The sequence below is a fragment of the Sphingomonas sp. SDUR79 genome (genome assembly GCF_056821745.1).
This window is the reverse complement of the sequence record NZ_JBPDIN010000001.1, coordinates 3,201,918-3,225,773: the sequence shown is the minus strand read 5'-3', so window position 1 is coordinate 3,225,773 and position 23,856 is coordinate 3,201,918. Positions and strand designations below refer to the sequence as shown.

The 23,856-nt window shown below is 66.4% G+C and carries 26 protein-coding genes and 1 other RNA gene; 7 read left to right on the top strand and 20 right to left on the bottom strand.

The genetic code is table 11. The features are described from left to right. Positions 1–38: 38 nt before the first annotated feature. The 5 genes from ACRYLO_RS15910 to ACRYLO_RS15890 are packed head-to-tail and all read right to left on the bottom strand — an operon-like array spanning position 39 to position 3,163. Positions 39–590: an NUDIX hydrolase gene (locus ACRYLO_RS15910; protein WP_482661057.1), complete on the bottom strand. Its 552-nt coding sequence runs from the start codon at positions 588–590 to the stop codon at positions 39–41. Further along, positions 587–1,261, bottom strand: coding sequence for a TPM domain-containing protein (locus tag ACRYLO_RS15905; protein ID WP_482661056.1), 675 nt, complete (start codon positions 1,259–1,261; stop codon positions 587–589). The genes ACRYLO_RS15910 and ACRYLO_RS15905 overlap by 4 nt, the downstream gene beginning before the upstream one ends. Next, on the bottom strand, positions 1,261–2,076 hold the full coding sequence (locus tag ACRYLO_RS15900) for a TPM domain-containing protein (RefSeq protein ID WP_482661055.1): 816 nt from the start codon (positions 2,074–2,076) through the stop codon (positions 1,261–1,263). Before ACRYLO_RS15900 ends, ACRYLO_RS15905 begins: the two co-directional genes overlap by 1 nt. After that, positions 2,073–2,576 carry a TPM domain-containing protein gene (locus ACRYLO_RS15895; protein WP_482661054.1) on the bottom strand — a complete coding sequence of 168 codons (504 nt, stop codon included), beginning with the start codon at positions 2,574–2,576 and terminating at the stop codon, positions 2,073–2,075. Before ACRYLO_RS15895 ends, ACRYLO_RS15900 begins: the two co-directional genes overlap by 4 nt. A gap of 2 nt (positions 2,577–2,578) precedes the next feature. Continuing rightward, positions 2,579–3,163: a LemA family protein gene (locus tag ACRYLO_RS15890; protein WP_482661053.1), complete on the bottom strand. Its 585-nt coding sequence runs from the start codon at positions 3,161–3,163 to the stop codon at positions 2,579–2,581. Positions 3,164–3,305: 142 nt separating this feature from the next. Between ACRYLO_RS15890 and mscL the strand changes: the two genes are divergently transcribed. Then, on the top strand, positions 3,306–3,761 hold the full coding sequence (mscL, locus tag ACRYLO_RS15885) for a large conductance mechanosensitive channel protein MscL (RefSeq protein WP_482661052.1): 456 nt from the start codon (positions 3,306–3,308) through the stop codon (positions 3,759–3,761). Here mscL and ACRYLO_RS15880 read toward each other — a convergent pair. Then, positions 3,758–4,189, bottom strand: coding sequence for an RrF2 family transcriptional regulator (locus ACRYLO_RS15880; protein ID WP_294019562.1), 432 nt, complete (start codon positions 4,187–4,189; stop codon positions 3,758–3,760). The two genes, mscL and ACRYLO_RS15880, sit on opposite strands and share 4 nt — an antisense overlap. 79 nt (positions 4,190–4,268) lie before the next feature. On the opposite strand from ACRYLO_RS15880, the gene ssrA reads away from it, so the two are divergent. Continuing rightward, positions 4,269–4,613: a transfer-messenger RNA gene (gene ssrA, locus ACRYLO_RS15875) on the top strand. A 37-nt stretch (positions 4,614–4,650) separates the two neighbouring features. Here the strand turns inward: ssrA and ACRYLO_RS15870 are convergent. From ACRYLO_RS15870 to rimP, 12 genes are all read right to left on the bottom strand, one after another. Then, positions 4,651–5,799, bottom strand: a complete 1,149-nt coding sequence (locus ACRYLO_RS15870; protein ID WP_482661051.1) for a serine hydrolase domain-containing protein — start codon at positions 5,797–5,799, stop codon at positions 4,651–4,653. Next, the gene (locus ACRYLO_RS15865) at positions 5,796–7,622 is read right to left on the bottom strand and encodes a DUF885 domain-containing protein (RefSeq protein ID WP_482661050.1); all 1,827 of its coding nucleotides are present in this window, start codon (positions 7,620–7,622) and stop codon (positions 5,796–5,798) included. Before ACRYLO_RS15865 ends, ACRYLO_RS15870 begins: the two co-directional genes overlap by 4 nt. A gap of 131 nt (positions 7,623–7,753) precedes the next feature. Next, the gene (gene pnp, locus ACRYLO_RS15860) at positions 7,754–10,081 is read right to left on the bottom strand and encodes a polyribonucleotide nucleotidyltransferase (protein WP_294019568.1); all 2,328 of its coding nucleotides are present in this window, start codon (positions 10,079–10,081) and stop codon (positions 7,754–7,756) included. 177 nt (positions 10,082–10,258) lie between these two features. Beyond that, positions 10,259–10,528 carry a 30S ribosomal protein S15 gene (gene rpsO / locus ACRYLO_RS15855; RefSeq protein WP_066664838.1) on the bottom strand — a complete coding sequence of 90 codons (270 nt, stop codon included), beginning with the start codon at positions 10,526–10,528 and terminating at the stop codon, positions 10,259–10,261. Positions 10,529–10,554: 26 nt separating this feature from the next. Next, a complete protein-coding gene (gene truB / locus ACRYLO_RS15850) occupies positions 10,555–11,451 on the bottom strand; it encodes a tRNA pseudouridine(55) synthase TruB (RefSeq protein ID WP_482661049.1) in 897 nt (298 codons plus the stop codon). Between the two features lie 11 nt (positions 11,452–11,462). Beyond that, entirely contained in the window at positions 11,463–12,155 is a 693-nt protein-coding gene (locus ACRYLO_RS15845; protein ID WP_482661048.1) for a zinc metalloprotease, read from the bottom strand. Positions 12,156–12,245: 90 nt separating this feature from the next. Then, on the bottom strand, positions 12,246–12,830 hold the full coding sequence (locus ACRYLO_RS15840) for a thymidine kinase (RefSeq protein ID WP_482661047.1): 585 nt from the start codon (positions 12,828–12,830) through the stop codon (positions 12,246–12,248). A 34-nt stretch (positions 12,831–12,864) separates the two neighbouring features. After that, a complete protein-coding gene (gene rbfA, locus ACRYLO_RS15835) occupies positions 12,865–13,272 on the bottom strand; it encodes a 30S ribosome-binding factor RbfA (protein WP_482661046.1) in 408 nt (135 codons plus the stop codon). Positions 13,273–13,409: 137 nt separating this feature from the next. After that, positions 13,410–16,082 (bottom strand): translation initiation factor IF-2, encoded by a 2,673-nt coding sequence (infB, locus tag ACRYLO_RS15830; RefSeq protein ID WP_482661045.1) that lies wholly within the window; start codon positions 16,080–16,082, stop codon positions 13,410–13,412. Positions 16,083–16,161: 79 nt separating this feature from the next. Continuing rightward, entirely contained in the window at positions 16,162–16,830 is a 669-nt protein-coding gene (locus ACRYLO_RS15825) for a DUF448 domain-containing protein (protein ID WP_482661044.1), read from the bottom strand. Then, on the bottom strand, positions 16,811–18,460 hold the full coding sequence (nusA, locus tag ACRYLO_RS15820) for a transcription termination factor NusA (RefSeq protein ID WP_482661043.1): 1,650 nt from the start codon (positions 18,458–18,460) through the stop codon (positions 16,811–16,813). The genes ACRYLO_RS15825 and nusA overlap by 20 nt, the downstream gene beginning before the upstream one ends. Then, complete coding sequence (gene rimP / locus ACRYLO_RS15815; RefSeq protein ID WP_482661042.1) at positions 18,460–19,005, bottom strand: ribosome maturation protein RimP; 546 nt, start codon at positions 19,003–19,005, stop codon at positions 18,460–18,462. Before rimP ends, nusA begins: the two co-directional genes overlap by 1 nt. A 221-nt stretch (positions 19,006–19,226) precedes the next feature. On the opposite strand from rimP, the gene ACRYLO_RS15810 reads away from it, so the two are divergent. Continuing rightward, positions 19,227–20,360 (top strand): PQQ-dependent sugar dehydrogenase, encoded by a 1,134-nt coding sequence (locus ACRYLO_RS15810; RefSeq protein ID WP_482661041.1) that lies wholly within the window; start codon positions 19,227–19,229, stop codon positions 20,358–20,360. Here the strand turns inward: ACRYLO_RS15810 and ACRYLO_RS15805 are convergent. Both ACRYLO_RS15805 and ACRYLO_RS15800 read right to left on the bottom strand, forming a co-directional pair. Continuing rightward, the gene (locus ACRYLO_RS15805; protein WP_482661040.1) at positions 20,341–20,736 is read right to left on the bottom strand and encodes a PaaI family thioesterase; all 396 of its coding nucleotides are present in this window, start codon (positions 20,734–20,736) and stop codon (positions 20,341–20,343) included. The two genes, ACRYLO_RS15810 and ACRYLO_RS15805, sit on opposite strands and share 20 nt — an antisense overlap. After that, entirely contained in the window at positions 20,733–21,170 is a 438-nt protein-coding gene (locus tag ACRYLO_RS15800) for a PaaI family thioesterase (protein WP_482661039.1), read from the bottom strand. Before ACRYLO_RS15800 ends, ACRYLO_RS15805 begins: the two co-directional genes overlap by 4 nt. A gap of 128 nt (positions 21,171–21,298) precedes the next feature. Between ACRYLO_RS15800 and ACRYLO_RS15795 the strand changes: the two genes are divergently transcribed. Genes ACRYLO_RS15795 through ACRYLO_RS15780 form a run of 4 tightly spaced genes read left to right on the top strand, consistent with a single transcriptional unit; the run spans position 21,299 to position 23,832 of the window. Continuing rightward, a complete protein-coding gene (locus ACRYLO_RS15795) occupies positions 21,299–21,445 on the top strand; it encodes a hypothetical protein (protein ID WP_482661038.1) in 147 nt (48 codons plus the stop codon). Beyond that, positions 21,442–22,344, top strand: a complete 903-nt coding sequence (locus ACRYLO_RS15790; RefSeq protein ID WP_482661037.1) for a hypothetical protein — start codon at positions 21,442–21,444, stop codon at positions 22,342–22,344. The genes ACRYLO_RS15795 and ACRYLO_RS15790 overlap by 4 nt, the downstream gene beginning before the upstream one ends. Beyond that, positions 22,341–23,270, top strand: coding sequence for a transposase (locus ACRYLO_RS15785; RefSeq protein ID WP_482661036.1), 930 nt, complete (start codon positions 22,341–22,343; stop codon positions 23,268–23,270). Before ACRYLO_RS15790 ends, ACRYLO_RS15785 begins: the two co-directional genes overlap by 4 nt. Then, positions 23,236–23,832, top strand: a complete 597-nt coding sequence (locus ACRYLO_RS15780; RefSeq protein WP_482661035.1) for a winged helix-turn-helix domain-containing protein — start codon at positions 23,236–23,238, stop codon at positions 23,830–23,832. The genes ACRYLO_RS15785 and ACRYLO_RS15780 overlap by 35 nt, the downstream gene beginning before the upstream one ends. Positions 23,833–23,856: the final 24 nt, after the last annotated feature.

Here is a 23,856-nt window from a genome sequence, read left to right as displayed (position 1 = left end):
GGCTTCTTCTTCGTCGCTCAAAGCAACTCAGCCCCGGGTCAAGCCCGGGGCGACGATGGGTTGAGCAAGTCTGCGCCCAGCGCCAGCAACAATTTGACGTCGATCGCCATTCCGTGCGCACGGCAATCGGCGACATAAGCGGAGACATCCGCCAGCTTCACGCGGTGGACGATGATGTCCTCCCCCTCCACCCCGCCGCCTTCGCCCACGCGCGTCAGCCCGTGCGCGCGGACCAGCGTGAAACTCTCACTGACCATGCCGGGCGAGGAGAAGAACTCGCCGAGCGATTCGATCCGCTCAGCGCGATAGCCGGTCTCCTCCTCCAGCTCGCGCGCGGCGGCGATCTCATCCGCCTCATCGTCGCCACCGTCGCCGATCAAGCCCGCAGGCAGCTCGAGGCAGCGGCGGCCGAGCGGCACGCGATATTGCTCGACCAGCAGCAGATGCCCGTCGTCATCGACCGCGACGATCACCGCCGCACGGATGCCCCGCGCGCGCGCCACATATTCCCAGCAGCCCTGGCGCTTGGCGGTGATGAACTTGCCCTGCCAGACGGTCTCGACCGGCGCGTCGCTGTCGGGAAAGCTCACAGCTCGATCAGCCGATCGGGCAGCTCGTTCGTATCGGTCGCCGTCTTGGGGAAATGCGTCGTCAGCACCGCGCCGATCCGCGTCACCGCGTCGGCCATGCCGCCGGCCGGATCGCCTGTGCGCACCTTGTCGACCAGCGCGACCATCGCCTCGCCCCACACGCCGTCCTCGACCTTGGCCAGAATCGCTTCATCGGCGATGATCTCGGCGCGATGCTCGGCCAGGCTGACATAGAGCAGCACGCCGACGCGTTCCGCGGTGCGTTTCTCGGCGCTCGCCTTGAAGAACTGCACCGCGCGCCGCCGCGCCCGCCGTCCGCGCACCGCGCCGGGGATCAGCACGCCGCGCCCCGGCAGCGCCTCAAACCCGAAGCGGACGGCGAGGAAGATCACCGCCTGCACCACCACGAGCAGCGCGAGCTGAAGATGCCGCTCCGCCTCGCCCCAGCCGCCGGTGAACAACGCCAGCTTGGCGTCGAGCAGGTCGGGGAAGAAGGCGAACAGCCCCAAAGCCGCGAGCATCGCCGCGCCGGCATAATAGAGCGAGACGTCATGATAATGATCGGACCAGTCGGTGACGATCGTCACGATCTCGCTGTCCGTACCGCGCTCGGCCGCTGCCACCGCCGCAGTGACGCGCGCATGTTCCTCAGCTGTAAACCGCCGTGCCATCACCATCCCCCCGATGCGCCGCCGCCACCGAACCCGCCGCCACCGCCGGAGAAGCCCCCGCCGCCGCCAAAGCCGCCGCCGCCTCCACCCCAGGAGCCGCCACCGCCGCCCCAGGACGAACCACCGCCGCCGCCGCCCCAGCCGGGGCCCCAGATCACCACCGGCGCACTGCCACGGCGATATTTCTTGCCGCGCGCCGCGCCGATGATGATCGGCAACACGACCATCAGCAGGATCACTATCCAGAAGATCAGCACGAATACCCCGGCGCCGTCCTTCTTGCGCGACTTGCCGCTGTCGATCAGCTGCTTGGCGCGCGCCTCGGCGGCTTCGAGCGGGAGTTTCAACTGTTCGTTGATCGCGGCGGCACCCGCCATGATCCCGCCGGGCATGTCCTTGTCCTTGAAGCGCGGGATGATCGTGTCGCGGATGATCATCCCCGACAGCGCGTCGGTCATGATCGGCTCAAGGCCATAGCCGACCTCGATCCGCACCTTCCGCTCATTGGGCGCGACCAGCAGGATGATGCCGTTATCAGCGTCCTTCTGTCCGATCTGCCACTCGCGGCCAAGCTTGTAGCCGAAATCCTCGATCGGATAGCCCTGAAGGTCAGGCACGGTGGCGACCACCAGCTGTCGCCCGGTCGCCTTCTCGGTCGCCTCCGACATGGCGGACAGCTCCGCCTCCTGCGCTGGGCTCAGCAGGTCGGCGCTATCGACCACCCGCCCGGTGAGCTTGGGAAAAGTCTGCGCCGACGCCGCCTGCCCCGCAAAGGCAGCGAGCAGCAGCGCGAGAACCAGATGCACGAACCTCATGGCGTTGCTCCCGGTACGTTGATTTCACGGATGATCGCAGCACTTCCGGCCAGGATCGCTCCGGGCATGTTCCCCGAACGGATACGCGGAATGATGGTGTCGGTGATAATCGCCTTCGCCTCCTCGTCGCGCAGCACACCTTCCAGGCCGTAGCCGACTTCGATGCGCACCTGCCGTTCGGTCGGCGCGACGATCAGCATCACGCCGTCGTCGACGTCGAACCGGCCAATCTTCCAAGTGCGGCCCAGCTCCAACCCGACATCCTCGATCCTGCGGCCGTTCAGCGTCGGCAAGGTAACGACGACGAACTGACTGCGCGTCTGCTGCTCGGTCGTCAGGAGCGCCTGCTCGAGCAGCGCTTCCTTGTCGCGCGGCAACAGATCGGCGTTATCGACCACCCGGCCCGTCAGCGCGGGCACGGTCGGCGATGATTCTGCCGTCGGCCCGGACCCTGCCGTCCCGCACCCTGCAAGGAGCAGGAGCGGCAGGAAGCGGTGCATGGTCAGTTGCTGTTCCCGAAATCCACCTTCGGCGCGGTGTCGGCGCCCGGGGTGGTTGCTTGGAACGGGGCCATCGGCTTGGCGCCGTAGAAGATCTTGGCGCCGATCGCGTCGGGGAAGGTGCGGATGGTGGTGTTATAGCTCTGCACCGCCTCGTTATAATCGCGGCGGGAGATGCCGATGCGGTTCTCCGTTCCTTCCAGCTGGGTCATCAGCGTGGCGTAATTGGCCTGACTGCGCAGTTCCGGATATGCCTCCTGCAGCCGCTGGAGCGACAGGGTCACCCCGGCCTGCACGCGGTCATAGGCGGCGAGCTTGGCGGGATCGGTCAGGTCGGCATCGCTGACGCGCACCTGCGTCGCGGCTGCGCGCGCCTGCGTCACTTCAACCAGAACCGCCTTTTCCTGCGCACCGGCGGCCTTCACCGTCTGAACAAGGTTGGGAATCAAATCGGCGCGGCGCTGATACTGATTCTGCACCTCCGCCCATTTCGCCTTCGCATTTTCCTCGGCGGTCGGAACGCTGTTGAGCCCGCAGGCAGACAGCATGGCCGCTGCAACCAGCGCGGCAACCAGACGAAGCTTCATCGCGATGAGTCCCTCATAGTGTGTCGCATCCATACGACACCGCAAATCTAGGGACCGGCTGCCCGCTACGCAATGGAAACCGGAAATTTGCCCCGCGTGCCCGCCTTCGATAGCGTTTATCGGCAATCACAAGGGAGAGCGTATGCTCAAGGAATTCCGGACCTTCATCGCCCGCGGCAACGTGCTCGACCTCGCCGTCGGGGTCATCATCGGCGCGGCGTTCGGGACGATCACCAAATCGCTGACCGACGATATCATCATGCCGGTGGTCGGCTGGATTTTCGGCGGGTTCGATTTCTCGAGCTATTTTATCCGGCTGGGCGAAATTCCCGCGAGCTATACCGGCTCTCCGTCGGATTATGCCGCGCTGAAGGCCGCCGGCGTGCCGCTGTTCGGCTTTGGCCAGTTCATCACCGTGGCGATCAATTTCCTGATCCTGGCCTTCATCGTCTTCCTGCTGGTGCGCTCGGTCAACAAGCTGCTGGCGCGGATGGAAAAGGAAAAGGCCGAGGGCACAGCCGAACCTGCGGCCGATCCGGCCGACGTGGTGCTGCTGCGCGAAATCCGCGACGAGTTGAAGAAGCGCAACAGCGCTTAAGCTGCGACGAGGTCCTCGGCGGTGGCATCCGCAAGCGATGTGCCGTCGAGGATCCGCGCCGTTTCATCGCGCACCCGCGCCATCGCGTGGCGGATGGCGCAGCTCGCCTCGTCCTTGCAATCGAGGCAGGGGCGATATGCAGTGCGGCTGACGCACGGAACCAGCGCCAGCGGCCCTTCGATGACGCGGATGATTTCACCCAGCGAGATCAGGTGATTGGCGCGCGCCAGGCGATAGCCGCCCATCTTGCCGCGCGTCGACAGGATGAAGCCGGCTTCGCGCAGGTCGGCAAGGATCAATTCGAGGAACTTGCGCGGTACATTGGCTTCGGCGGCGATGCGCGTCATCGGCGTCGGTGCCCCTTCCCGGGGCTGCTTGGCCAGAAACAACATGGCGCGCAGGGCATAACGAGAGCGCTGAGTAAGCATGGCACGTTCTTTGCGCGCGGTTTATGGCGATGGGAAGGCCAAATCCCATCGTTCTTGTTAGATTTCGGCACCGAAACCCGCTCTTTTCAATCGGAGTGCGGCTTCCTATATCGGTCAGGCCGGGTTCGCCCGGCTATGACGATAAATTGTGGCGTGCAATAGACGCAGCGGACCCGGGGGCAGTACCCGGCGGCTCCACCATAAGGTGGTGTACTTGGACACCGTTTCTGACGGGGCCGAACCAGGATCGACGTGTGTTGAAAAGCGTTTCTTTCGTTCGGAATGGGACCACCGTGACGGCCCATACTCACAAGTGCCAACGATAACGAAGCACTCGCTATTGCGGCCTAACCCCAAGTCCTAACGGATTAAGGTTAGACTAAAATGCGCGGTTGGACCGCACCGGGCAACAGAAGCGGATTCCAGCGGTACGGGGGGCACCGGGCAACAGAAGCCCCCCACTATTTCCCCTTCGCCAAGCGCTCTTCCTCGACACTGAATGCCGAGCGCCCCTTGCTCACCGGCGGGGTGGCGGTCGCGAAAAAGGCGACGCCCTTGCCCGCCGCGCGGTCGATCCATAGCCCCGAGCGCAGGCCATAAGCCTCCCCCGCATGGCCGATCCGCGTGCGGCCATCGCCGAACAGATGATCGTCGCAACCCTGCCGCTGGGTCGGCAGCGTCGTCACCGCCAGCCCATATTGGCAGTAGAAGCCGCCGCTCGTGTCGCCATTGGTACCGTCGAAGCGCCAGGCGACCCGCTCCAGCTCGGCGATCGACGCGGGCTTCAGGAAGCTCCCGTCATTGCGGATCAGCATCGCCCCAATCACCGCCAGGTCGCGCATCGACGCGCGCAGCCCGCCCTGCGGCGAAAACAGCGCGCCATTCTCACCCAGCCGATATCCGGCAAGGTCGCAGCCTTGCTTGGCGATCACCGGGCAATCGGGCCGCTTGCCCTTGAGATCGTCCAGTGCGGCCTCACCGCTCGCGCGATACAGCACGACGTGCCGCGCAATCTTCGCATCCGAACAGGTCGACCAGTTGAAACAGGCATCGAGCCTGAGCGGCGCGAGCACGTGGCGCTGCATCAGCTTGTCGAACCGCTCGCCGCCCGCCTTCTCCATCACGCTCGCAATCACCGGAAAGGCGACGTTGGAATAGCGGAAGTGGCTGCCCGGCGCGTGCTGCGTGTCCCATAAGGCGGGGCGCGCAATGACATCGGCAAGCGAAGCGCCCAGTGGCACGCGATACTCGTCCGGATCGATCAGCCCGGACTGGTGCGACAGCAAATGGCGCAGCGTTACGGGCGCATCGGGAAAGGCCGGGTTGCGCACGCGCCAGCCCAGCACCTCCGACACGTCACGGTCGAGGTCGAGCTGCCCCGCCTCGACCATCCGCATCACGCCGAGCGCCACCACCAGCTTAGAGATGCTGGCGATCCGCACCGGATCGTCGGCGGTGACGCGGCGGCCGGTGGCGCGATCCGCCAAGCCGCTGGCGCGCGCCGCCGTCACGCCCTTGGCATCGAACGCGACCCGCACCTCGGCCGGGCCGGTGGTCACGCAACCCGCCAGCGTCGCTGCCGCGACCAGCGCGGCCGCGCGCGCGATCATGCCTTCTTGCTCGCGATGTAGCGGTCGACCTCTTCCCCCAGCACATTGAGCGGCACCGCGCCATTGGCCAGCACCACCTCATGGAAATCGCGGATGTCGAACCGGTCGCCCAGCGCGGTCTCCGCCTTCTTGCGCAACTCCGCGATCTTGAGCTGGCCGATCATATAGCTCGTCGCCTGCCCCGGATTGTTGATGTAGCGGTTGACCTCACGCTCGATATCCGCCGCCGAAATAGACGAGTTTCCCTTGAAATAATCGATCGCCTGTTCGCGGCTCCACTTCTTCGCGTGCAGCCCGGTATCGGTCACCAGCCGGATCGCGCGCCACATCTGGAGCGAGAGCATGCCGAATTCCGAATAGGGATCGGCATAGCCTCCCATCTCCTTCGCCAGCCGCTCGGTATAGAGGCCCCACCCCTCGCTATAGACGCTGTAGCCGCCGAAGCGGCGGAACTTGGGCAGCCCCTCCAGCTCCATCGCGCGCGCGATCTGGAAATGATGCCCCGGTGCGCCCTCATGTACCGCGATCCCCTCCAGCTGAATCTTCTGCACCTGATCCATATTGGCGAGGTTGACGTAGTAGATGCCCGGGCGCGACCCATCGGGCGCAGGGCGGTTGTAAAAGGCGACCGACGCCGTCCCCTCGCGCCATTTCTCGACCGCGCGCACCTCCAGCTTGGCCTTGGGCAGGCGGTGGAACCAGCGCGGGGCGACGTCCATCATCCTGGCGACCACTGCGCGCGCTTCGGTCAGATAGGTTTCGCGACCGGCATCGGTGTCGGGATATTTGAACTTCGGATCGGTGCGGATCGCGTCGAAGAAACTTTCGAGGCTGCCGGTATAGCCGACGCGCGTCTTGACCGCCTCCATCTCGCGGCGGATCGCGGCGACCTGATCGAGGCCGATCTGGTGGATCTGGTCGGCGGTCAGATCGGTCGTCGTGCTCTGCGCCAGCCGGTTGGCATAAAAGGCCGCACCATTGGGCAGGCTCCACGCACCGTCATTGCCCTTCGCCTTGGGCTCGATCTCGTCGAGCACCGCGAACAGCGTGTCGAAGCCACGCTTGAACGGCCCGGTCAGCGCCTTCTCGGCATCCGCGATCAGCGCCATCTTCTCCGCATCGGCAATGTCGAGCGCGCCGACCTTCTTGCGGAAATCGGCGAGCAAGGTGCTGTCCGCGCCGGGGGCGAACGGCGCACCGATGATCACCTTGCGCGCATCCTCACGCGCCGGCTTGAACACCATCTTGGGCGGCACGATGCCCTTCTTTGCCTGATCGCGCATCGTCGCCGCGACCTCGCGCATCACGCGCTCGACCTCCCCGATCCGCGCGATATAGGCGCGAGCATCGGCGACGCTGTCGACGCGGTGGTTGTTGATCAGGAATACGGGGATATGCCCCGCCGGGCTGCCATTGGTCGACACCGGAAAGCCATAGTCGCGAAACGTGTACGCCGCGCGCGACCGCTCGACCTGGGTTTCGAACAGGCGATAGCTCAGCCGCGCCTGTGGCCCGAGCTTGGCCGGATCGAACTGCGCGCGCATCTGCTTCAGCGTCGCCTCGGCCATCGCCATCCGCTTCGCGCCCGCTGCACGGGTATAGTCGTCGAGCTTGTCGTAATTGGTCTTGAGGCCCAGCGCGGTCTGGCTCTCCGGGCTCAGCGCGACATTGGCATCGAACGCAGCGTCGAGAAACGCGTTGAGCCGGGCGTCCTCCGCCCGGGTATCGGCGGTGAGGGTGGCCGCCTGTGGCGCGGCATTTGCAACCAGCGCGGGGGCGGCGGCGCCAGCGAGCAGGAGCGGAAGGGCAAGACGCAAGGTCACAGGCAAAATCCTGAGCGTGAGGAACGGGATGCCCCACGCTATCGCCTGTTGTCGGACCGGGCAAACGGTGCGCCAAGAAAAAGGGCCCCGGTTTCCCGGAGCCCTCTTCATTGTCGCAATCGCTAGGGCGATCAGTCGTCGCTGCCGCCGGTCAGGAATGCAGGCAGGCCGATATTCTCGCCGCCCTCATCCTTCGATTCCGAACGCGCCGGGCGATCGTTGCGGTCACCACGGTCGCGGCGCGGGCCACGATCGCGGTCGCCACCACGGCCGCCTTCACGACGACGATCGCCGCCGCGGCCGCCTTCGCGCTCACCACGCTCGCCGCGCTCACGCGGTTCGCGCGCCGGACGGGTGTCTTCCAGCTCTTCACCGGTCTCCTGATCGACAACGCGCATCGACAGGCGCACCTTGCCGCGCTGGTCGATCTCGAGCACCTTGACCTTGACCTCCTGGCCTTCGCTCAGGACGTCGCTGACCTTCTCGACGCGCTCGTTCTTGATCTCGGACACATGGACGAGACCGTCCTTGCCGCCCATGAAGTTCACGAACGCCCCGAAATCAACGAGGTTGACGACCTTGCCGTTATAGACCTTGCCGACCTCGGCCTCTTCGACGATGCCCTTGATCCAGTTCATCGCGGCTTCGATCTGGCTGACGTCGGACGAGCTGACCTTGATCACACCCTCGTCGTCGATGTCGACCTTGGCGCCGGTGGTCGCGACGATCTCGCGGATCACCTTGCCGCCGGTGCCGATGACGTCGCGGATCTTCGACTTGTCGATCTGCATCGTCTCGATACGCGGAGCATGCGCCGACAGCTCGGTGCGGGTTTCGCCCAGCGCCTTGGCCATTTCGCCCAGGATGTGCGCGCGGCCTTCCTTGGCCTGCGCCAGCGCGACGCGCATGATCTCGTCGGTGATGCCGGCGACCTTGATGTCCATCTGCATCGTGGTGATGCCTTCGGACGTGCCGGCAACCTTGAAGTCCATGTCGCCGAGGTGATCCTCGTCACCCAGAATGTCGGACAGGATCGCGAAATCCTTGCCTTCCAGGATCAGGCCCATGGCGATGCCCGACACCGGGCGCTTGAGCGGAACGCCCGCGTCCATCATCGAGAGCGAACCGCCGCACACCGTCGCCATCGACGACGAGCCGTTCGACTCGGTGATGTCCGACAGAACGCGGATCGTGTAGGGGAACTCGTCCTTGCTCGGCAGCACCGGGTGCAGCGCGCGCCATGCCAGCTTGCCATGGCCGACTTCGCGACGGCCCGGCGCGCCGAAGCGGCCGACTTCACCGACCGAATAGGGCGGGAAGTTATAGTGGAGCATGAAGTTCGAGTAGGACAGGCCGTCCAGCCCGTCGATCATCTGCTCGGCGTCCTTGGTGCCGAGCGTGGTGGTGCAGATCGACTGCGTCTCGCCACGCGTGAACAGCGCCGAACCATGCGCGCGGGGCAGGAAATGCACCATCGCTTCGATCGGACGGATCTGGGTGGTCGAGCGACCGTCGATGCGGGTGCCGTCCTTGAGGATGGCGCCGCGGACGATCTCCGCCTCCAGCTTCTTGACCAGCTTCATCGCGGCCATCTGATCCTGCGGGGTGGCGTCGGAGAACGCTTCCTTCGCCTTGGCGCGCGCCGCGTTCAGCAGGTCCGAACGCTTGGACTTGTCGGTCACCTTATAGGCGGCGGCGATGTCCTTGCCGATCAGCTTCTTGAGCTTGTCCTTGGCGGCCGAGAGATCAGCCTGCTCGGCCATTTCCCACGGATCCTTCGCGGCCTGCTCGGCCAGGTCGATGATCGCGTTGACGGCCTGCTTGCATGCCTTGTGCGCGAACTGGACGGCGCCCAGCATGACCTCTTCCGACAGCTCCTTGGCTTCGGATTCGACCATCATCACGGCGTTGCCGGTGGCCGCGACGACCAGGTCGAGATCACCCTCGGCAACCTGCTCGTTGGTCGGGTTGAGGACATAGTCGCCATCGACATAGCCGACGCGCGCTGCGCCGATCGGGCCCATGAACGGCACGCCCGAAATGGTGAGGGCTGCCGAAGCGGCGACCATCGCCAGGATGTCCGGCTCATTCTCGCCGTCGTACGAAAGGACCTGACAGATCACGTTGATTTCGTTGTAGAACCCTTCCGGGAACAACGGGCGGATCGGGCGGTCGATCAGGCGGCTGGTCAGCGTTTCCTTTTCGGTCGCGCCGCGCTCACGCTTGAAGAAGCCACCGGGAATACGGCCGGCAGCCGAGAATTTTTCCTGATAGTGCACGGTGAGCGGGAAGAAATCCTGCCCTTCCTTCACCGACTTGGCGGCGGTGACGGCGCACAGCACCACGGTTTCGCCGAGCGTCGCCATCACGGCGCCATCGGCCTGACGGGCAACCTGCCCGGTTTCGAGTGTCAGGGTTTGTCCGCCCCACTCGATCGATACGGTCTTCTTGTCGAACATCTGATTTCCTTTGGACCGGGCGCCCAATGCGCCCGGGGCCTGTGTGCAAGCTGTCCGGCTTGCGCGGTGCGGGGTGACGTCACCCCTGGTGCGGGTCGGTGGCCGAATTGCCGGTGACCCAGGATCCGGGCACATGCCCGAAATGGCAAAAAGGCGACCCGAAGGCCGCCTTTCCGGTTACTTGCGAAGCCCGAGCTTCGCGATGAGGGCGGTGTAGCGATCCCCGTCCGTCTTGCGGAGGTAGTCGAGGAGGCTGCGGCGCTTGTTGACCATCATCAGCAGGCCGCGACGCGAATGGTTGTCCTTCGCATGGCCCTTGAAATGCTCGGTCAGGTTGACGATGCGCTCGGTCAGGATCGCAATCTGGACTTCGGGGCTGCCCGTGTCGCCTTCGTTGCGGCCATGTTCCTTGGTCAGTTCAGCCTTGCGCTCGGTCGTGATCGTCATGAATTTCGTCTTCCTTCGACATCATTCTACAGGTTGAAGCCGCGCACGACGCGGACGTTTCCGTCCGAAACCTCGACCAGCGCGACCGGCGTTTCGCCGTCCAGCGCAAAATATTGGCCATCATTCGCGGCAATCCCGGTCAGCACCTTCCCCTGACGGAGCGCCCCTGCCTGACCGGGTTCGAGGAGTAGAGCCGGGATGTCGTCCAGCCCCGCCCTCAGCGGCAGGAGGCAGTGTTCAAGGGTGCGGCCCTTAGCGGATTGCGCCAGTTTGTCCAGCGATATCGCGGATTCGAGGGAGAATGGCCCCGCCTTTACCCGCCGCAGCATCGTGACATGGCCCACGCTGCCAAGCGCCAGCGCGATATCGCGCGCCAGGCTCCGGATATAGGTGCCCTTCGACACATGTGCCGTCAGCGTCGCCGATTCGCCGTCGGTCTCGCCCAGCGTCAGCGCATGGATCGTCACCGCGCGGGTCGCCAGCGTCACCGCCTCGCCCTTGCGCGCCAGGTCATAGGCGCGCTCGCCATCGACCTTGAGCGCCGAATAGGCGGGCGGAACCTGATCGATCGGCCCGGTGAAGCGCGGCAGGATCGCCGCGATCTCCGGGCGCGTCGGACGCACTTCCGATTCCGCGATCGCCTTCCCTTCAAGGTCGAGCGTGTCGGTCTCGACCCCGAACCGGATGGTGAAGTCATAGACCTTGTCGCTGTCGAGCATCCGCCCGGCGAGCTTGGTCGCCTCCCCCACCGCGATCGGCAGCACGCCGGTCGCCAGCGGGTCGAGCGTGCCGCCATGCCCGACCTTGGGCAGGTCGCGCAGCTTTGGCCCATAACCACAGTCACGCAGTGCGCGCTTGACCGCGCTCACCCCCTGGGTCGAGCCCAGCCCCAGCGGCTTGTCGAGAATGATCCAGCCATGCATGGTGAACGCGCCTAGACCGTGAGGTTCACAAGTCCCAGCACGAATCGCGTGATTGCGTTGATCATCGGTGCGGCGATCCACTCGCCGATCCGGGCATGCGGGTCGAGCAGCGGAATCGCCACGACGGTGGCAATCACCGCCAGCACCACCAACCGCCCGGCCCGACGCAGCTTCTGGCGCAGCGGGACCGGAAGCAGCGCGCTGAGCGCCCGCCCCAAGTCGAACGGCGGGACCGGCAGCAGGTGAAAGCTGGTCATGCAGGCATTGGCGAGGATGAAGTTGAACAGGTTGGTCGTGACCAGCCACGCGACCCCATGTTCGGGCATTGTACCGCCCGATGCGGCGACCAGCGCGCCCAACGCCATCGCGCCGGTCAGTGCTGCGGCAAAGCTCGCCATCGGGCCGGCAAGCGCGCTCAGCAACCGCCGCCGCCGCGCCAGCGCATCCTCGCCCAGCGCGAAGGGACGATAACGCGGCCAACCGAGCACCGGCGCGCCCGCCAGCGCCAGCGCGATCGGCACGATGACCGTGCCAACCGGATCGACCGCGCGCAGGAAACGCGGCAGGCGACTGGGTGCCGGCGGGGGTGCGTCGGGCTCAGCCGGCAGCCAGCTGGCCACGATCCGCTGAGCGGCATCATGCAGCAGCACCGCCGCAATCGCGGGTATCGCCCACACCGCCAGCGATTCGACAATCGGCTGCATCCTTCCCCCCGGCGCACACCGTGGCGGAAGGCCGTGCCGGACTCTACCGATTCGTGCGCATCGGCAGTCGCGTAACGGGACGGACGGCGCTCATTCCGCCCCCGCCAGCGCCTCGGTGAAATGCCGCCGACACAGCGCAACATAGCGGTCATTCCCGCCAATCTCGGTCTGCGCGCCATCGGCCACCGCGCGCCCCGCACCATCGACGCGCAGGTTCATCGTCGCCTTGCGCCCGCAGCGGCACACCGACTTGATTTCGACCAGCGCGTCGGCAAGCGCCAGCAGCCGGGCCGATCCAGGGAACAGGCTCCCCCGAAAATCGGTGCGCAAGCCATAGGCCAGCACCGGAATCCCCAGCACATCGGCGACGGCGGCAAGCTGATCGACCTGCGCCGCGCTCAGAAACTGCGCCTCGTCGACCAGCACGCAATGCACCGGCCCATGATCCATCTCACGCTCGACATGCAGGCGCAGATCGGTGTCGGCGGCAAAGCCGGTTGCCGGCATGTCCAGCCCGATCCGCGACGCGATCCGCCCCGTCCCCGCGCGGTCATCAAGCGCGGCGGTGAACAACAAGGTCCGCATGCCGCGCTCGCGATAGTTGAAATCGGCCTGCAGCAGCGTGGTCGATTTCCCCGCATTCATCGAGGCGTAGTAGAAATAGAGCTTGGCCATCGCGCGACCCTAACGCCACCGTGGTAAAACGCGATCAGCTTTCGTCGTCGGCACCTTCGCCCAGATCCTGCGCGACCTTGGGATCACGCAGCAGCCGTTCGATATGGCTGCCCTCGTCGAAGCTCTCGTCCGCCAGGAATTTGAGTTTCGCGGCATATTTGAGCTTCACCCGCGCCGCGACCTCGCGCTGGAGAAACGCGGTGTTGGTGCGCAGCGCCTTGATCACCGCTTCCTCGTCCTTGCCGAGCAGCGGTTTCACGAAGACGGTGGCGTGGCGCAGGTCGGGCGACATGCGCACTTCGGTGACGCTGACCATGTGTTTGGACAACAGGTCATCATGAACCTCCCCGCGCGCGAGGATGTCGGACAGGATATGGCGCACCTGCTCGCCCACGCGCAGCAGGCGGACGGAGCGGGTTTCGGGGGTTTCGTTGTGGCGCATAGGTCTGGCGCTCCCTTCGGTCGCTTGTGGCGGCGCCGGCCCGCTCCCCCACCCGGCCACCCAACGGCAGTATCATATGGGTGGCCGGGTGGGGGAGCGGGCCGGCGCCGCCCTCGTCGCGCAAGCGACGAACTAAATCACAGCGTCCGTTCGCGCAGCTCGACCTCGAAGGTTTCGAGATAGTCGCCCGGCTTGATGTCGGTGAAGTTCTGGCTGAACGTCACACCGCATTCCAGGCCCGCGCGGACTTCGGCAACATCGTCCTTGAAGCGGCGCAGCGATGCGATCTCGCCCTGGTAGATGATGACGTCGTCGCGCGTGATGCGGGCCTTGAGTGCCTTGCGGATCGCACCATCGACCACCAGCAGACCGGCGGCCTTGCCATGCTTGCCCGCCGAGAACACCTCGCGGATTTCGGCACGGCCGACCACGGTCTCGAACGCTTCCGGACCCAGCTGCCCGGCCATGCCGGCGCGGATCTCGTCGGTGAGTTCGTAGATCACGTCATAATATTTGAACGCGACCTTGTGACGATCGGCGATCTCGCGCGCCTTGGCGTTCGGGCGAACGTTGAAGCCGATAATCGGCGCGCCCGAGGCTGCGGCTGCGTTCACGTCGCTTTCGGTGATACCGCCAACGCCGGCATGCAGCACGCGCGCCTTGATGTCGTCGGTGCTGATCTTGTTGATCGCCGCGACGATCGCCTCGACCGTGCCCTGGGTATCCGCCTTGACCACCAGCGGGTATTCCATCGCCTGCTTTTCCTTGAGCGCGCTGAACATGCTCTCAAGGCTGGCCGGGGCGTTGGTCGTACGCTTCTGCTGGATCACGCTGGCGCGATAGGCGGCGACCTCACGGGCGCGCGCTTCGTTCTCGACCACCTGGAGCAGGTCGCCGGCCATCGGCACGCCCGACAGGCCGAGAATCTCGACCGGCATCGACGGACCGGCTTCCTTCATCTGCCGCCCCTTGTCGTCGATCAGCGCACGGACCTTGCCGCTTTCCGCGCCCACCACGAACACGTCGCCGACCTTGAGCGTGCCGCGCGTGACGAGGATCGTCGCGACCGGGCCGCGCCCCTTGTCGAGCTTCGCCTCGACCACATTGCCCTCGGCAGCGCGGTCGGGATTGGCCTTCAATTCCATCAGTTCGGCCTGAAGCTGGATCTTCTCGATCAGATCGTCGAGGCCGGTCTTCTCCTTTGCCGAAACCTCGACATCCTGAGTGTCGCCGCCCATCGCTTCGACTTGGATGTCATGCTCGAGCAGGCGCTCGCGCACGCGTTGGGCATTGGCTTCCGGCTTGTCGATCTTGTTGATCGCGACGATCATCGGGACGCCCGCCGCCTTGGTATGGTTGATCGCCTCGATCGTCTGGGGCATCAGCCCGTCATCGGCAGCGACCACCAGCACGACGATGTCGGTGACGTTCGCACCGCGTGCGCGCATCTCCGAAAATGCCTCGTGACCGGGCGTGTCGAGGAAGGTGACCTTGGACTTGTCCTTCAGCGTGACCTGATACGCACCGATATGCTGGGTGATGCCGCCAGCCTCGCCACGCACCACATCGGTGCCGCGCAGCGCGTCGAGCAGGCTGGTCTTGCCATGGTCGACATGGCCCATGATCGTCACCACCGGCGGACGCGGCTTGAGCGCATCCTCGACATCGGCGTCGGTGTCGAGCACCAGATCGATATCGCTGTCGCTGACACGGACGATGTTGTGGCCGAATTCGGTCACCAGCAGTTCGGCGGTATCCTGATCGATGGTCTGGGTCAGGGTGACGGGCATGCCCATCTTGAACAGCGCCTTCACCAGATCCGCACCCTTTTCGGCCATGCGGTTGGCGAGTTCGGCAACGGTGATCGTTTCCGGCACCTTGACGTCACGGATCTGCTTGGCCTGCGGCTCACGCGGGCCGGTGTGGCGGCGTTCCTTGTCGCGCGCACGCTTCAGCGCGGCGAGGCTGCGCGCACGCGCACCATCGTCGCCACCCAGTGCACGGTTGACGGTCAGCTTGCCGCCGCGACGCTCGTCGCCCTTGCGATCGCGCTGCTGCGGACGCTGCGGCTCCGGCGCGCGGGCCGGGGCGCGGTTCGGGCCGAGATTGGTCGAGCGCGGCGCCGCAGCGGCACCGCCGGTGCTCGCTGGAGTGGCGGCGGGCGCGGCGGCGGCGGGTGCAGCCGGTTCGGGCTTGGCCGGCGCGGGACGCGGAATTTCAGGACGCTGCACCGGGGTGAAACGGCGCGGAGCCGGACGGGTAGGGTCGAGCTGAAGCGCGATCGGCTCGGGCGCTGCAGGCGCAGGCGCAGGCGCAGGAGCAGGTGCCACAGGCTCCGGCTTGGCCTCGGCGACCGGCTCGGGCTTTGCCTCGACCTTCGGCGCGGCGGCGGCTTCCGCCTCGGCGCGCGCCTTTTCCTCGATGCGGCGCTGCTCCGCTTCCGCAGCCTCGGCGCGCTCGCGCTCCTCGCGACGGCGCGCTTCCTCGAGCGCCTGCATGCGCTGTTCGTCGGCTTCACGCAGCATGCGGGCCTGACGCTCCTGCGCGGTCTCGCCCGCCGGAGCGGCCGGACGCGGCGCGGGAGCCGGCGGCGGAGGCGGCGCAGCAACCGGTGCGGGCGGCGGTGCAGCGTCTTCGGTCGCGGCCCCGCTCTGCGGGCCGAGCATGCGGCGGCGCTTCACTTCGACCACGACGGTGTTCGAGCGTCCGTGGCTGAAGCTCTGCTTCACCTTGCCGGTCTCGACCGTGCGCTTCAGCCCCAACGGCTGGCGCATTCCGAGTTTCGGCTTGTCGTTTTCGGTATCGCTCAAGTGTCTTTTCCTGCTTTTCTTCGTCGTTCGTTCGGATCGCCGCAAGGCCCGATGCGCCTTGCGAGCGGGTTTCGCAAGGCTATGGGGCCGGGTCGGGTCCGATAAAATGGAGCAGACGGTCGAGTGCGTCGCGCACCCGCCCCGCCGCTCGTGGGTCGGTCAGGCCTGCATGTACCACATTTTCGCGGCCAAGCGCCAAGGACAATATGGTGCGGGGGAACGGCAATGTGAACCCCGTGTCGCCCGACCCCTCCCGGTCGGTGCCAACGCGCAGCGCCTGGTCGAGTTTGCGCGAGCCGTCGGACCCGGCATCGGCGGCATGCAGCAGCAGGTGCAGCTTGCCCATCCGCCCGGCCTTCTCGATCCGCTCGCCGCCGATGACGACATAGCCGGCCTTGGCCTCCAGCCCGAGCCGATCGAGGAACGCCCGCTCGAGCTGTGCGACGATGCGCGCGCCGAGGTCGTCGGGAATATTGAGGTCGCTCGTCTTGAACGCCCGCGACAGCGCGCCGCGCAGCTGCTTGCCACTCGCCTCCAGCGTCGCGCGATCGACGCCGATCCATGCCCCGCGGCCCGGCGCCTTGGCGCGGACATCGGGCAGCACATCGCCGTCGGGCGAAACGGCAAGCCGGATCAGCCCGTCGCGAGGCTGTCCCTCGCGCGAGAGGATACAGGTGCGGATGGGACCCCCATCCGCACGCTGACCGTCCGTCAGTTCAACCGGGCGCTCATTGTTCGGAGTCCGCAACAGCGTCCTCCCCACCGGCCGAAGCCGTCTCTTCTGCGTCCGCCGCAACCGGCTCGTCTTCGAACCAATGGGCACGGGCGGCCATGATGATCTCGTTGCCCTGCTCGTCGGTCAGACCGTACTCGCCGAGCACGCCGCCCTTGTCCTGCTCGCGCACCGGCGCTGCCGGGCCATCGCCGCGGCGACGCGGTTCGGCGCGCTTCTTGGCGACCAGCTCGTCGGTGGCAAGATCGGCGAGGTCGTCGAGCGTCTTGATCCCGGCCTTGCCCAGCGTAACCAGCATCGCTTCGGTCAGATACGGCATGGTCGCCAGATCGTCCTCGACGCCCAGCGCGCGGCGGGCTTCGCGGTTCGCTTCCTCGCGCCGCTCCAGCGCCTCGGCGGCGCGGCTCTGCAGCTCGCTCGCCAGATCGTCGTCGAACCCTTCGATGCTCGCCAGCTCGTCGATCTCGACATAGGCGACTTCCTCGAGCTGGCTGAAGCCTTCGGCGACCAGCAGCTGGGCGAGCGTCTCGTCGACGTCGAGCTCGTTCTGGAACATCTCGCTGTTGGCGACGAATTCCTGCTGGCGCTTCTCGCTCGAATCGGTCTCCGTCAGGATGTCGATCGCCTTGCCGGTCAGCTGGCTGGCGAGGCGGACATTCTGGCCGCGACGACCGATCGCGAGGCTCAGCTGATCGTCGGGAACGACGACTTCGATGCGGTCATCCTCTTCGTCGATGACGACGCGCGCGACATTGGCCGGCTGCAGCGCGTTGACGACGAAGGTGGCCGTATCCGGCGACCAGGGGATGATGTCGATCTTCTCGCCCTGCATTTCCTGCACGACGGCCTGCACGCGGCTGCCCTTCATGCCGACGCACGCGCCGACCGGGTCGATGCTGCTGTCATGGCTGATCACGCCGATCTTGGCGCGCGAACCCGGGTCGCGGGCGGCGGCCTTGATCTCGATGATCCCGTCATAGATTTCGGGCACTTCCTGCGCGAACAGCTTCTTCATGAAGTCGGGATGCGCGCGGCTGAGGAAAATCTGCGGCCCGCGCGTTTCGCGCACGACCTTCAGGATCAGGCTGCGCACGCGGTCGCCGACGCGGACGACTTCGCGCGGGATCTGTGCGTCGCGGCGGATCACGCCCTCGGCGCGACCCAGATCGACCACGACATGGCCGAACTCGACGCGCTTGACGACGCCGGTGATGATCTCACCCTGGCGGTCCTTGAATTCTTCGTACTGGCGCTCGCGCTCGGCGTCGCGGACCTTCTGGAAGATGATCTGCTTGGACGCCTGCGCCTGAATGCGGCCGAATTCGATCGGGGGCAGCGGATCGACGATGAAGTCGCCGACCTTGGCGTCCTTCTGGATCTTCTGCGCGCCCTTCAGGTCGACCTGCTTGAAATAGTCGTCGACCGCCTCGACCACCTCGACCACGCGCCACAGGCGCAGGTCGCCGGTGACGGGATCGAGCTTCGCGCGAATGTCATTCTCGGCGCCATAGCGGTTCTTGGCGGCACGCTCGATCGCGTCTTCCATCGCCTCGATGACGATCGCCTTGTCGATCATCTTCTCGCTCGCCACCGAATTGGCGATGGCGATCAGCTCGGCCTTGTTGGCGGAAATGGCGGTGGCCATCAGTCCTGTTCCTCTGCTTCGAATTCGTCGGCGCCCTCGGCAGAGAGCGGTTTGGTTGCGGCGATCAGCCGGTTGGTAATCACGAGCTTCGCGTCCTCGATGGTCGCAAAGGCGATATGGTGGGTGAATCCGTGCCCGTCGGTGATCGCGATCACGTCGCCCTCCAGGCCGGCAAGGTCGCCCTTGAACTGTTTGCGCCCGTCGATCTTTTCCGCGAGCGTGATGCGGGCCTCATGCCCCTGCCAATCCGCGAAATCCTTGAGCCGGGTCAGCGGCCGGTCGATGCCGGGCGAGCTGACTTCCAGCCGATACGCCTCAGGGATCGGATCGCGGCCGGCCTCTTCGAGCTCATCGAGCCGATCGGAAATGCGGCGCGACAGATCGGCGCAATCGTCGATGTTGAGCTGGCGCGTGTCGGGCCGCTCGGCCATCACCTGCAGCGTGCGGTCGCCCTCGCCGCCGAACAGCTTGACGCGCACCAGGTCGAAGCCGAGCGCACGCGCCTCGGGCTCGATAATTGCGGTCAGGACTGCCAGATCGGCCAACGCTAAAAACTCCAAATACACCGGAAACACCCCGTCGCCGCCGGACCCGCTGGGACCGACCTCGCCAAGTTTCCAATGTCGAGAACGGCTTCCCTATAGGCGTATGGCGCGCAAACGGCAAGCTGTTCGAATCTGCATCTCTCGACCCCTTTTCGCGCGCCGTTTCGCGTGCAACATCCACGCATTCCGCGCGTTGCGTGCACAACTTCTGGGAGGATTTGATGCGCCTGTTACCGATTGCCGCCGTTCCGTTCGTCCTGATCGCCTGCACCAGCGCGCAACCCGGCAACAGCCAGGAAGCGGCAACCGCATCCACCGGCCTGCCCTTCACCGTCACGCCGGTGGCCGATTTCGACGCGCCATGGTCGATGACCTTCCTGCCCGACGGGCGGATGCTGGTGACGGAAAAGGTCGGCAAGCTGATTCTGGTCAGCGCAGACGGCACGACCAAGACCGAAGTGGCGGGCGTACCTGCGGTCGACAGCGCCGGACAGGGCGCGCTCAAGGACATCGTGCTTGCGCCCGATTATGCCAAAAGCAGCCAAGTCTATTTCAGCTTCTCTGAATCAGGACAGGGCGGCAAGGGCGTTGTCCTCGCCCGCGCGGTACTGACCGATGGCACCGCCCCTTCGCTGACCAAGGTCGAGCGACTGTTCCAGGCCAGCCCCTATGTCGAGGGCAGTGGCCATTATTCGGGACGTATCGCCTTTGCCCCAGACGGCAAGCATGTGTTCTTCGCCAATGGCGAGCGCCAGAAGTTCGACCCGGCCCAGGACCCCAAGTCCACGCTCGGCAAGATGCTGCGCCTCACGCTGGACGGCAAGCCGGCCGGCGATCCCGGCCTGACCGCCAAGGGGTTCCACCCCGCCGTCTGGTCCTATGGCCACCGCAACCTGCTCGGCATCGCCTTCGACCGCGCCGGCAATCTGTGGGAGCAGGAAATGGGGCCAAAGGGCGGCGACGAGGTCAATCTGGTCCTGCCCGGTCGCAATTATGGCTATCCGATCGTCTCGGACGGCGACCATTATGACGGTCGGCCCATCCCCGACCACAGCACCCGCCCCGAGTTCGAGGCCCCCAAGGTGTCGTGGAATCCGGCCATCTCACCGGGCGGGCTGATCGTCTATTCGGGCAAGATGTTCCCGCAATGGAAGGGCGATCTGTTCATCGGCGGCCTGTCGAGCCAGGCGCTGGTCCGCGTCGACGTCACCGGCACCAGCGCCGCCAAGGGCGACCAATGGTCAATGGGCGCGCGCATCCGTGAGGTCGAGGAAGGCCCCGACGGCGCAATCTGGCTGCTCGAGGATGGCGGGCGCGGATCTGAAGGGCGCCTGCTCAAACTGACGCGGAAATAAGGAAATTCATCCGGGCCGCCGCCACCGGGCGGTCCGGATCGTCCTGCCAGGCGAACGCCTCGACATTGGCGACGCGGTTGCCCAGCCGGCTGACCTTGCCCTGCGCGCGCGTCACCTTTTCGCGACCGCCGCGCATGAAATCGACCGTGACGTTGACCGGCTTGATCCGCGCGCCTGCGCGATCCTCCCCCGCCAGTGCGTGGCGCAGCGCCGCGACCGCCGCCATTTCGAGCAGGCCGGACAGCGCACCGCCATGAACGAATCCGGGGCGCCCCAGCACCCCGCTGCCGAACGGCATGTCCAGGATCGGCGGGCCATCGCCGCGCTCAATCGTGATGCCGAGCAATTCGGCATAGGGCGGCAGCGCAAAGCTCATGCCGCGCCCTCCATGAACATGAACGTGCCCGCGACATGCGCGACCGGATCGTCGGGGTCGCCGTCATGCGCCACCCCGCGCACAAAGCCGACCGAGCGGGTCACGCGATAGCATTCACCGCGCCCGATCACCTCGCGCCCCGCCACCGCCGGCCGCAGATAATCGACGCGCAGGTCGAGTGTTGCATGCGGCAGGAACCCGCCGCGCTTCATCCACACCGCGACGCTCGTCGCCATGTCGAGCAGGGTGATGATCGGCCCCGACGCCAGCACCCCGCGCTCGACATCGCCGATCAGCTTCGGATCGAACGGCAAGGCCAGCTCGCACCAGTCGGGGCCATGCGCGCGGTACCGGATGCCCAGCGCATCGCCATGCCCGCCCACCCGGGCGGTGAAAAAGCGTTGGGGGTCAAAAGGGATCGGCACCGCACTCATGGCGGTCGCGCTAGCGGGCATGGCGACGCACGGCAAGCCGGGGGCAGCCGCAACATAAAGTCGAATTAACTCAGCCGTCACGACGTCCCCGCCTAGCCTGTCCGCATCATCGACAAGGGGGAACGACCATGCTGACTCTCACACTGTCCGACATCGCCACGCTGGGCACCCAGGTTGCAATGCACGGCGCGATCCGCGCTTCGGAGATCGCCGGCGACGAGATTTTCGAGATGATGGTCGCGATCGTCATCATCGTTTACGACACTGCGGCTTGACCAGCTTCGCCCCGGCGGTGCCGGACGCGCGCGCACACTCGACCGCCGCCAATGCCGCCTTTGCCGACGCCGTGCGCGACCGCGTCGCTGCCCGGTTCGACGGGCTCAGCGATGCGGATGCCGTTTTGGAGCAGGCGCGCCTACTGCTCGCGGACAGCGATTGGGTCGCCGGGCTGATCGCTCCGCTGGTCGACGCCCTGCGCGCCGATCCATGGTTCGATCCGGCGCTGCGCATGACCCGCGACGCGCTGCGCACCGCCGTGGTGCTCGCCGACCTGCCCGGCGTCACGCTGACCGCCAGCGTGACCTCGGCAGCATCACTCGCCCGGCTCGATCCACCAGCGACAGTCGTGCTGTCAGGTCGGCGCGCGCTGACGCTGTATGTCCGGGGCGGGCAGGCGCAGCTGCGCCGATGGCAGCTGGCAGAGGCGGGGCCGCGCCGCTGCGTCGAGATCGCCCCCCTGCAGCTGGCCGATGGCGACCTGATCGAACTGGACGGACGGCGCGAGGGTCGGCTGATCGTCGCTGCAACTCGCGATGTCGTCGCCGTCACCGCAACCGCCAAGCCGGGTGCCGACCCGCTTCTCCACGAATTCGCCATCGCCGATGGCAGGCCCGTCCGCAGCGCGACCGCCGACGACCGCGCCTCCCGCGCCGAACTATTGCTCGCCCTGCTGCGTGCCAGCGGGCGGAGCGATGCCGCTGACAGCTTCGACGCCATGACCCGCGATCCCGCCTTTCACCTGCGCTGGGCGGCGATGCGCGAATGGCTGATGCTCGATGCGCGCACGGCGCGGCCCCGACTGGCCGAAATGGCAGGCATGGATCCCGATGCAGGCGTACGCGCCGCCGCGACACAGACGCTCGACCGACTCGACGCCCGGATCGCCGCCGCATGACTCGCATGATTGACCCCGGCATCGGCGGCGCGATCACCCTCGACGAACTGGTCGAGGCGCTGGAGACCACCCCCTTCGACCCGCATGACGAAGACAGCTTTGCCGCGCTCGGCCCGCTGCTCGCGCGGCTGGGGCGCAACCGGGATTTCCTCGCCGACCGCGCCATCGCCGAGCTCAAGACGCGCTGCGCCGGGCAAAGCGCCGCCAACAGCTATGGCGCGCAGGTGTTCCTGCTGCGCCCACCCACTGGCCGATTCGTGCTGCGTGCCAATTTCTGGCCCTCCGCCAGTGACGGGATCGTCCAGGCGAGCGGCACCGCGCCCTTCGTCTATGGCATGGCGCACGACCATAATTTCCCGTTCCTGACCTATGGCTATCTCGGCCCCGGTTATTGGAGCGATTATTGGGAGCGCGATCCCGCGTCCCCGCACGAACCGATGCGCTTCACCGGCCGGCGCCGGATCGCGCCGGGGCAGCTGATGCTCTACCGCATGTGCCGTGACGTCCACGCACAGCTGCCACCCGATGCCTTTTCGGTCACGCTCAACATCCTTGGCAGCCATCCTTCGCATCGCTGGATCGACCAGCATCGCTTCGACCCTGCGACCGGCGAGATTGCGGAGGTGCTGACCACCGCACCGTCCGAAGGGCTGGCGACGATCGCCGCGCATCTGGGCGGCGGCAACGGGCTCGACCTGATCGACCATCTCGCGCGACGCCACCCGCACCCGCGCATGCGGGCGACCGCGCTTGCAGCGCTCGCAGCAGCGCGTCCCGATTGCCCGCAGGCGCTGGAGCTGATCGCCCGCGCCGCGCCTGGTCACCCCGCTTTGGACCCATCTGCGGCAGACAGGCCGACGCAAAACTGCGCAAATCCGCCGGGTGGGCCCGGTGATTCTGTCCGAAGTCGAGATACCGCGGCTTGACGCGGCCATTCGCGCACGCGGCTATGCGCTGGAGATCGGCGAGGCGGCGCGCGATCCGGCACCGCATGTCGTGGCGATCCTATGTCGCTGGCGAACCGGCCAGGCCCTCGCCGGCGGATCGGTGCCGCGCATTGCCCTGACCATCAACCGCGCCACCCTGATCGCCGCGCTCGATGCCGGGGCATGCGACGCCGTCGCAGTGCCGGTCGATCCCGAAGAGTTGGCGGCGCGCGTCGACGCCCGGGTGCGCCGTCACGCCGCCAGCCCGGTCATCGTCGGCCCGCTGACGCTCGATCCCGTCGCGCGCACCGCGACCCGGTCGGGCACCATGATCGCGCTGGTGCCGCGCGAATATGCGCTGCTGCGCTACCTGGCCGAGCGGCCGGGGCAGTTCGTGTCGCGCGGTGAGTTGCTTGAACAGGTGTGGAAGCTGCGCTTCGATCCCGGCACCAATGTCGTCGCGGTGCATGTCTCCAACCTGCGCGCCAAGCTCGACCGCCCCTTTCCCACCGCGATGATCGAAGGTCGCAAGGGGCTGGGCTATCGCCTCGTGGCGAGTTAACGTGCGCGTAAAGCAAGATCGAGC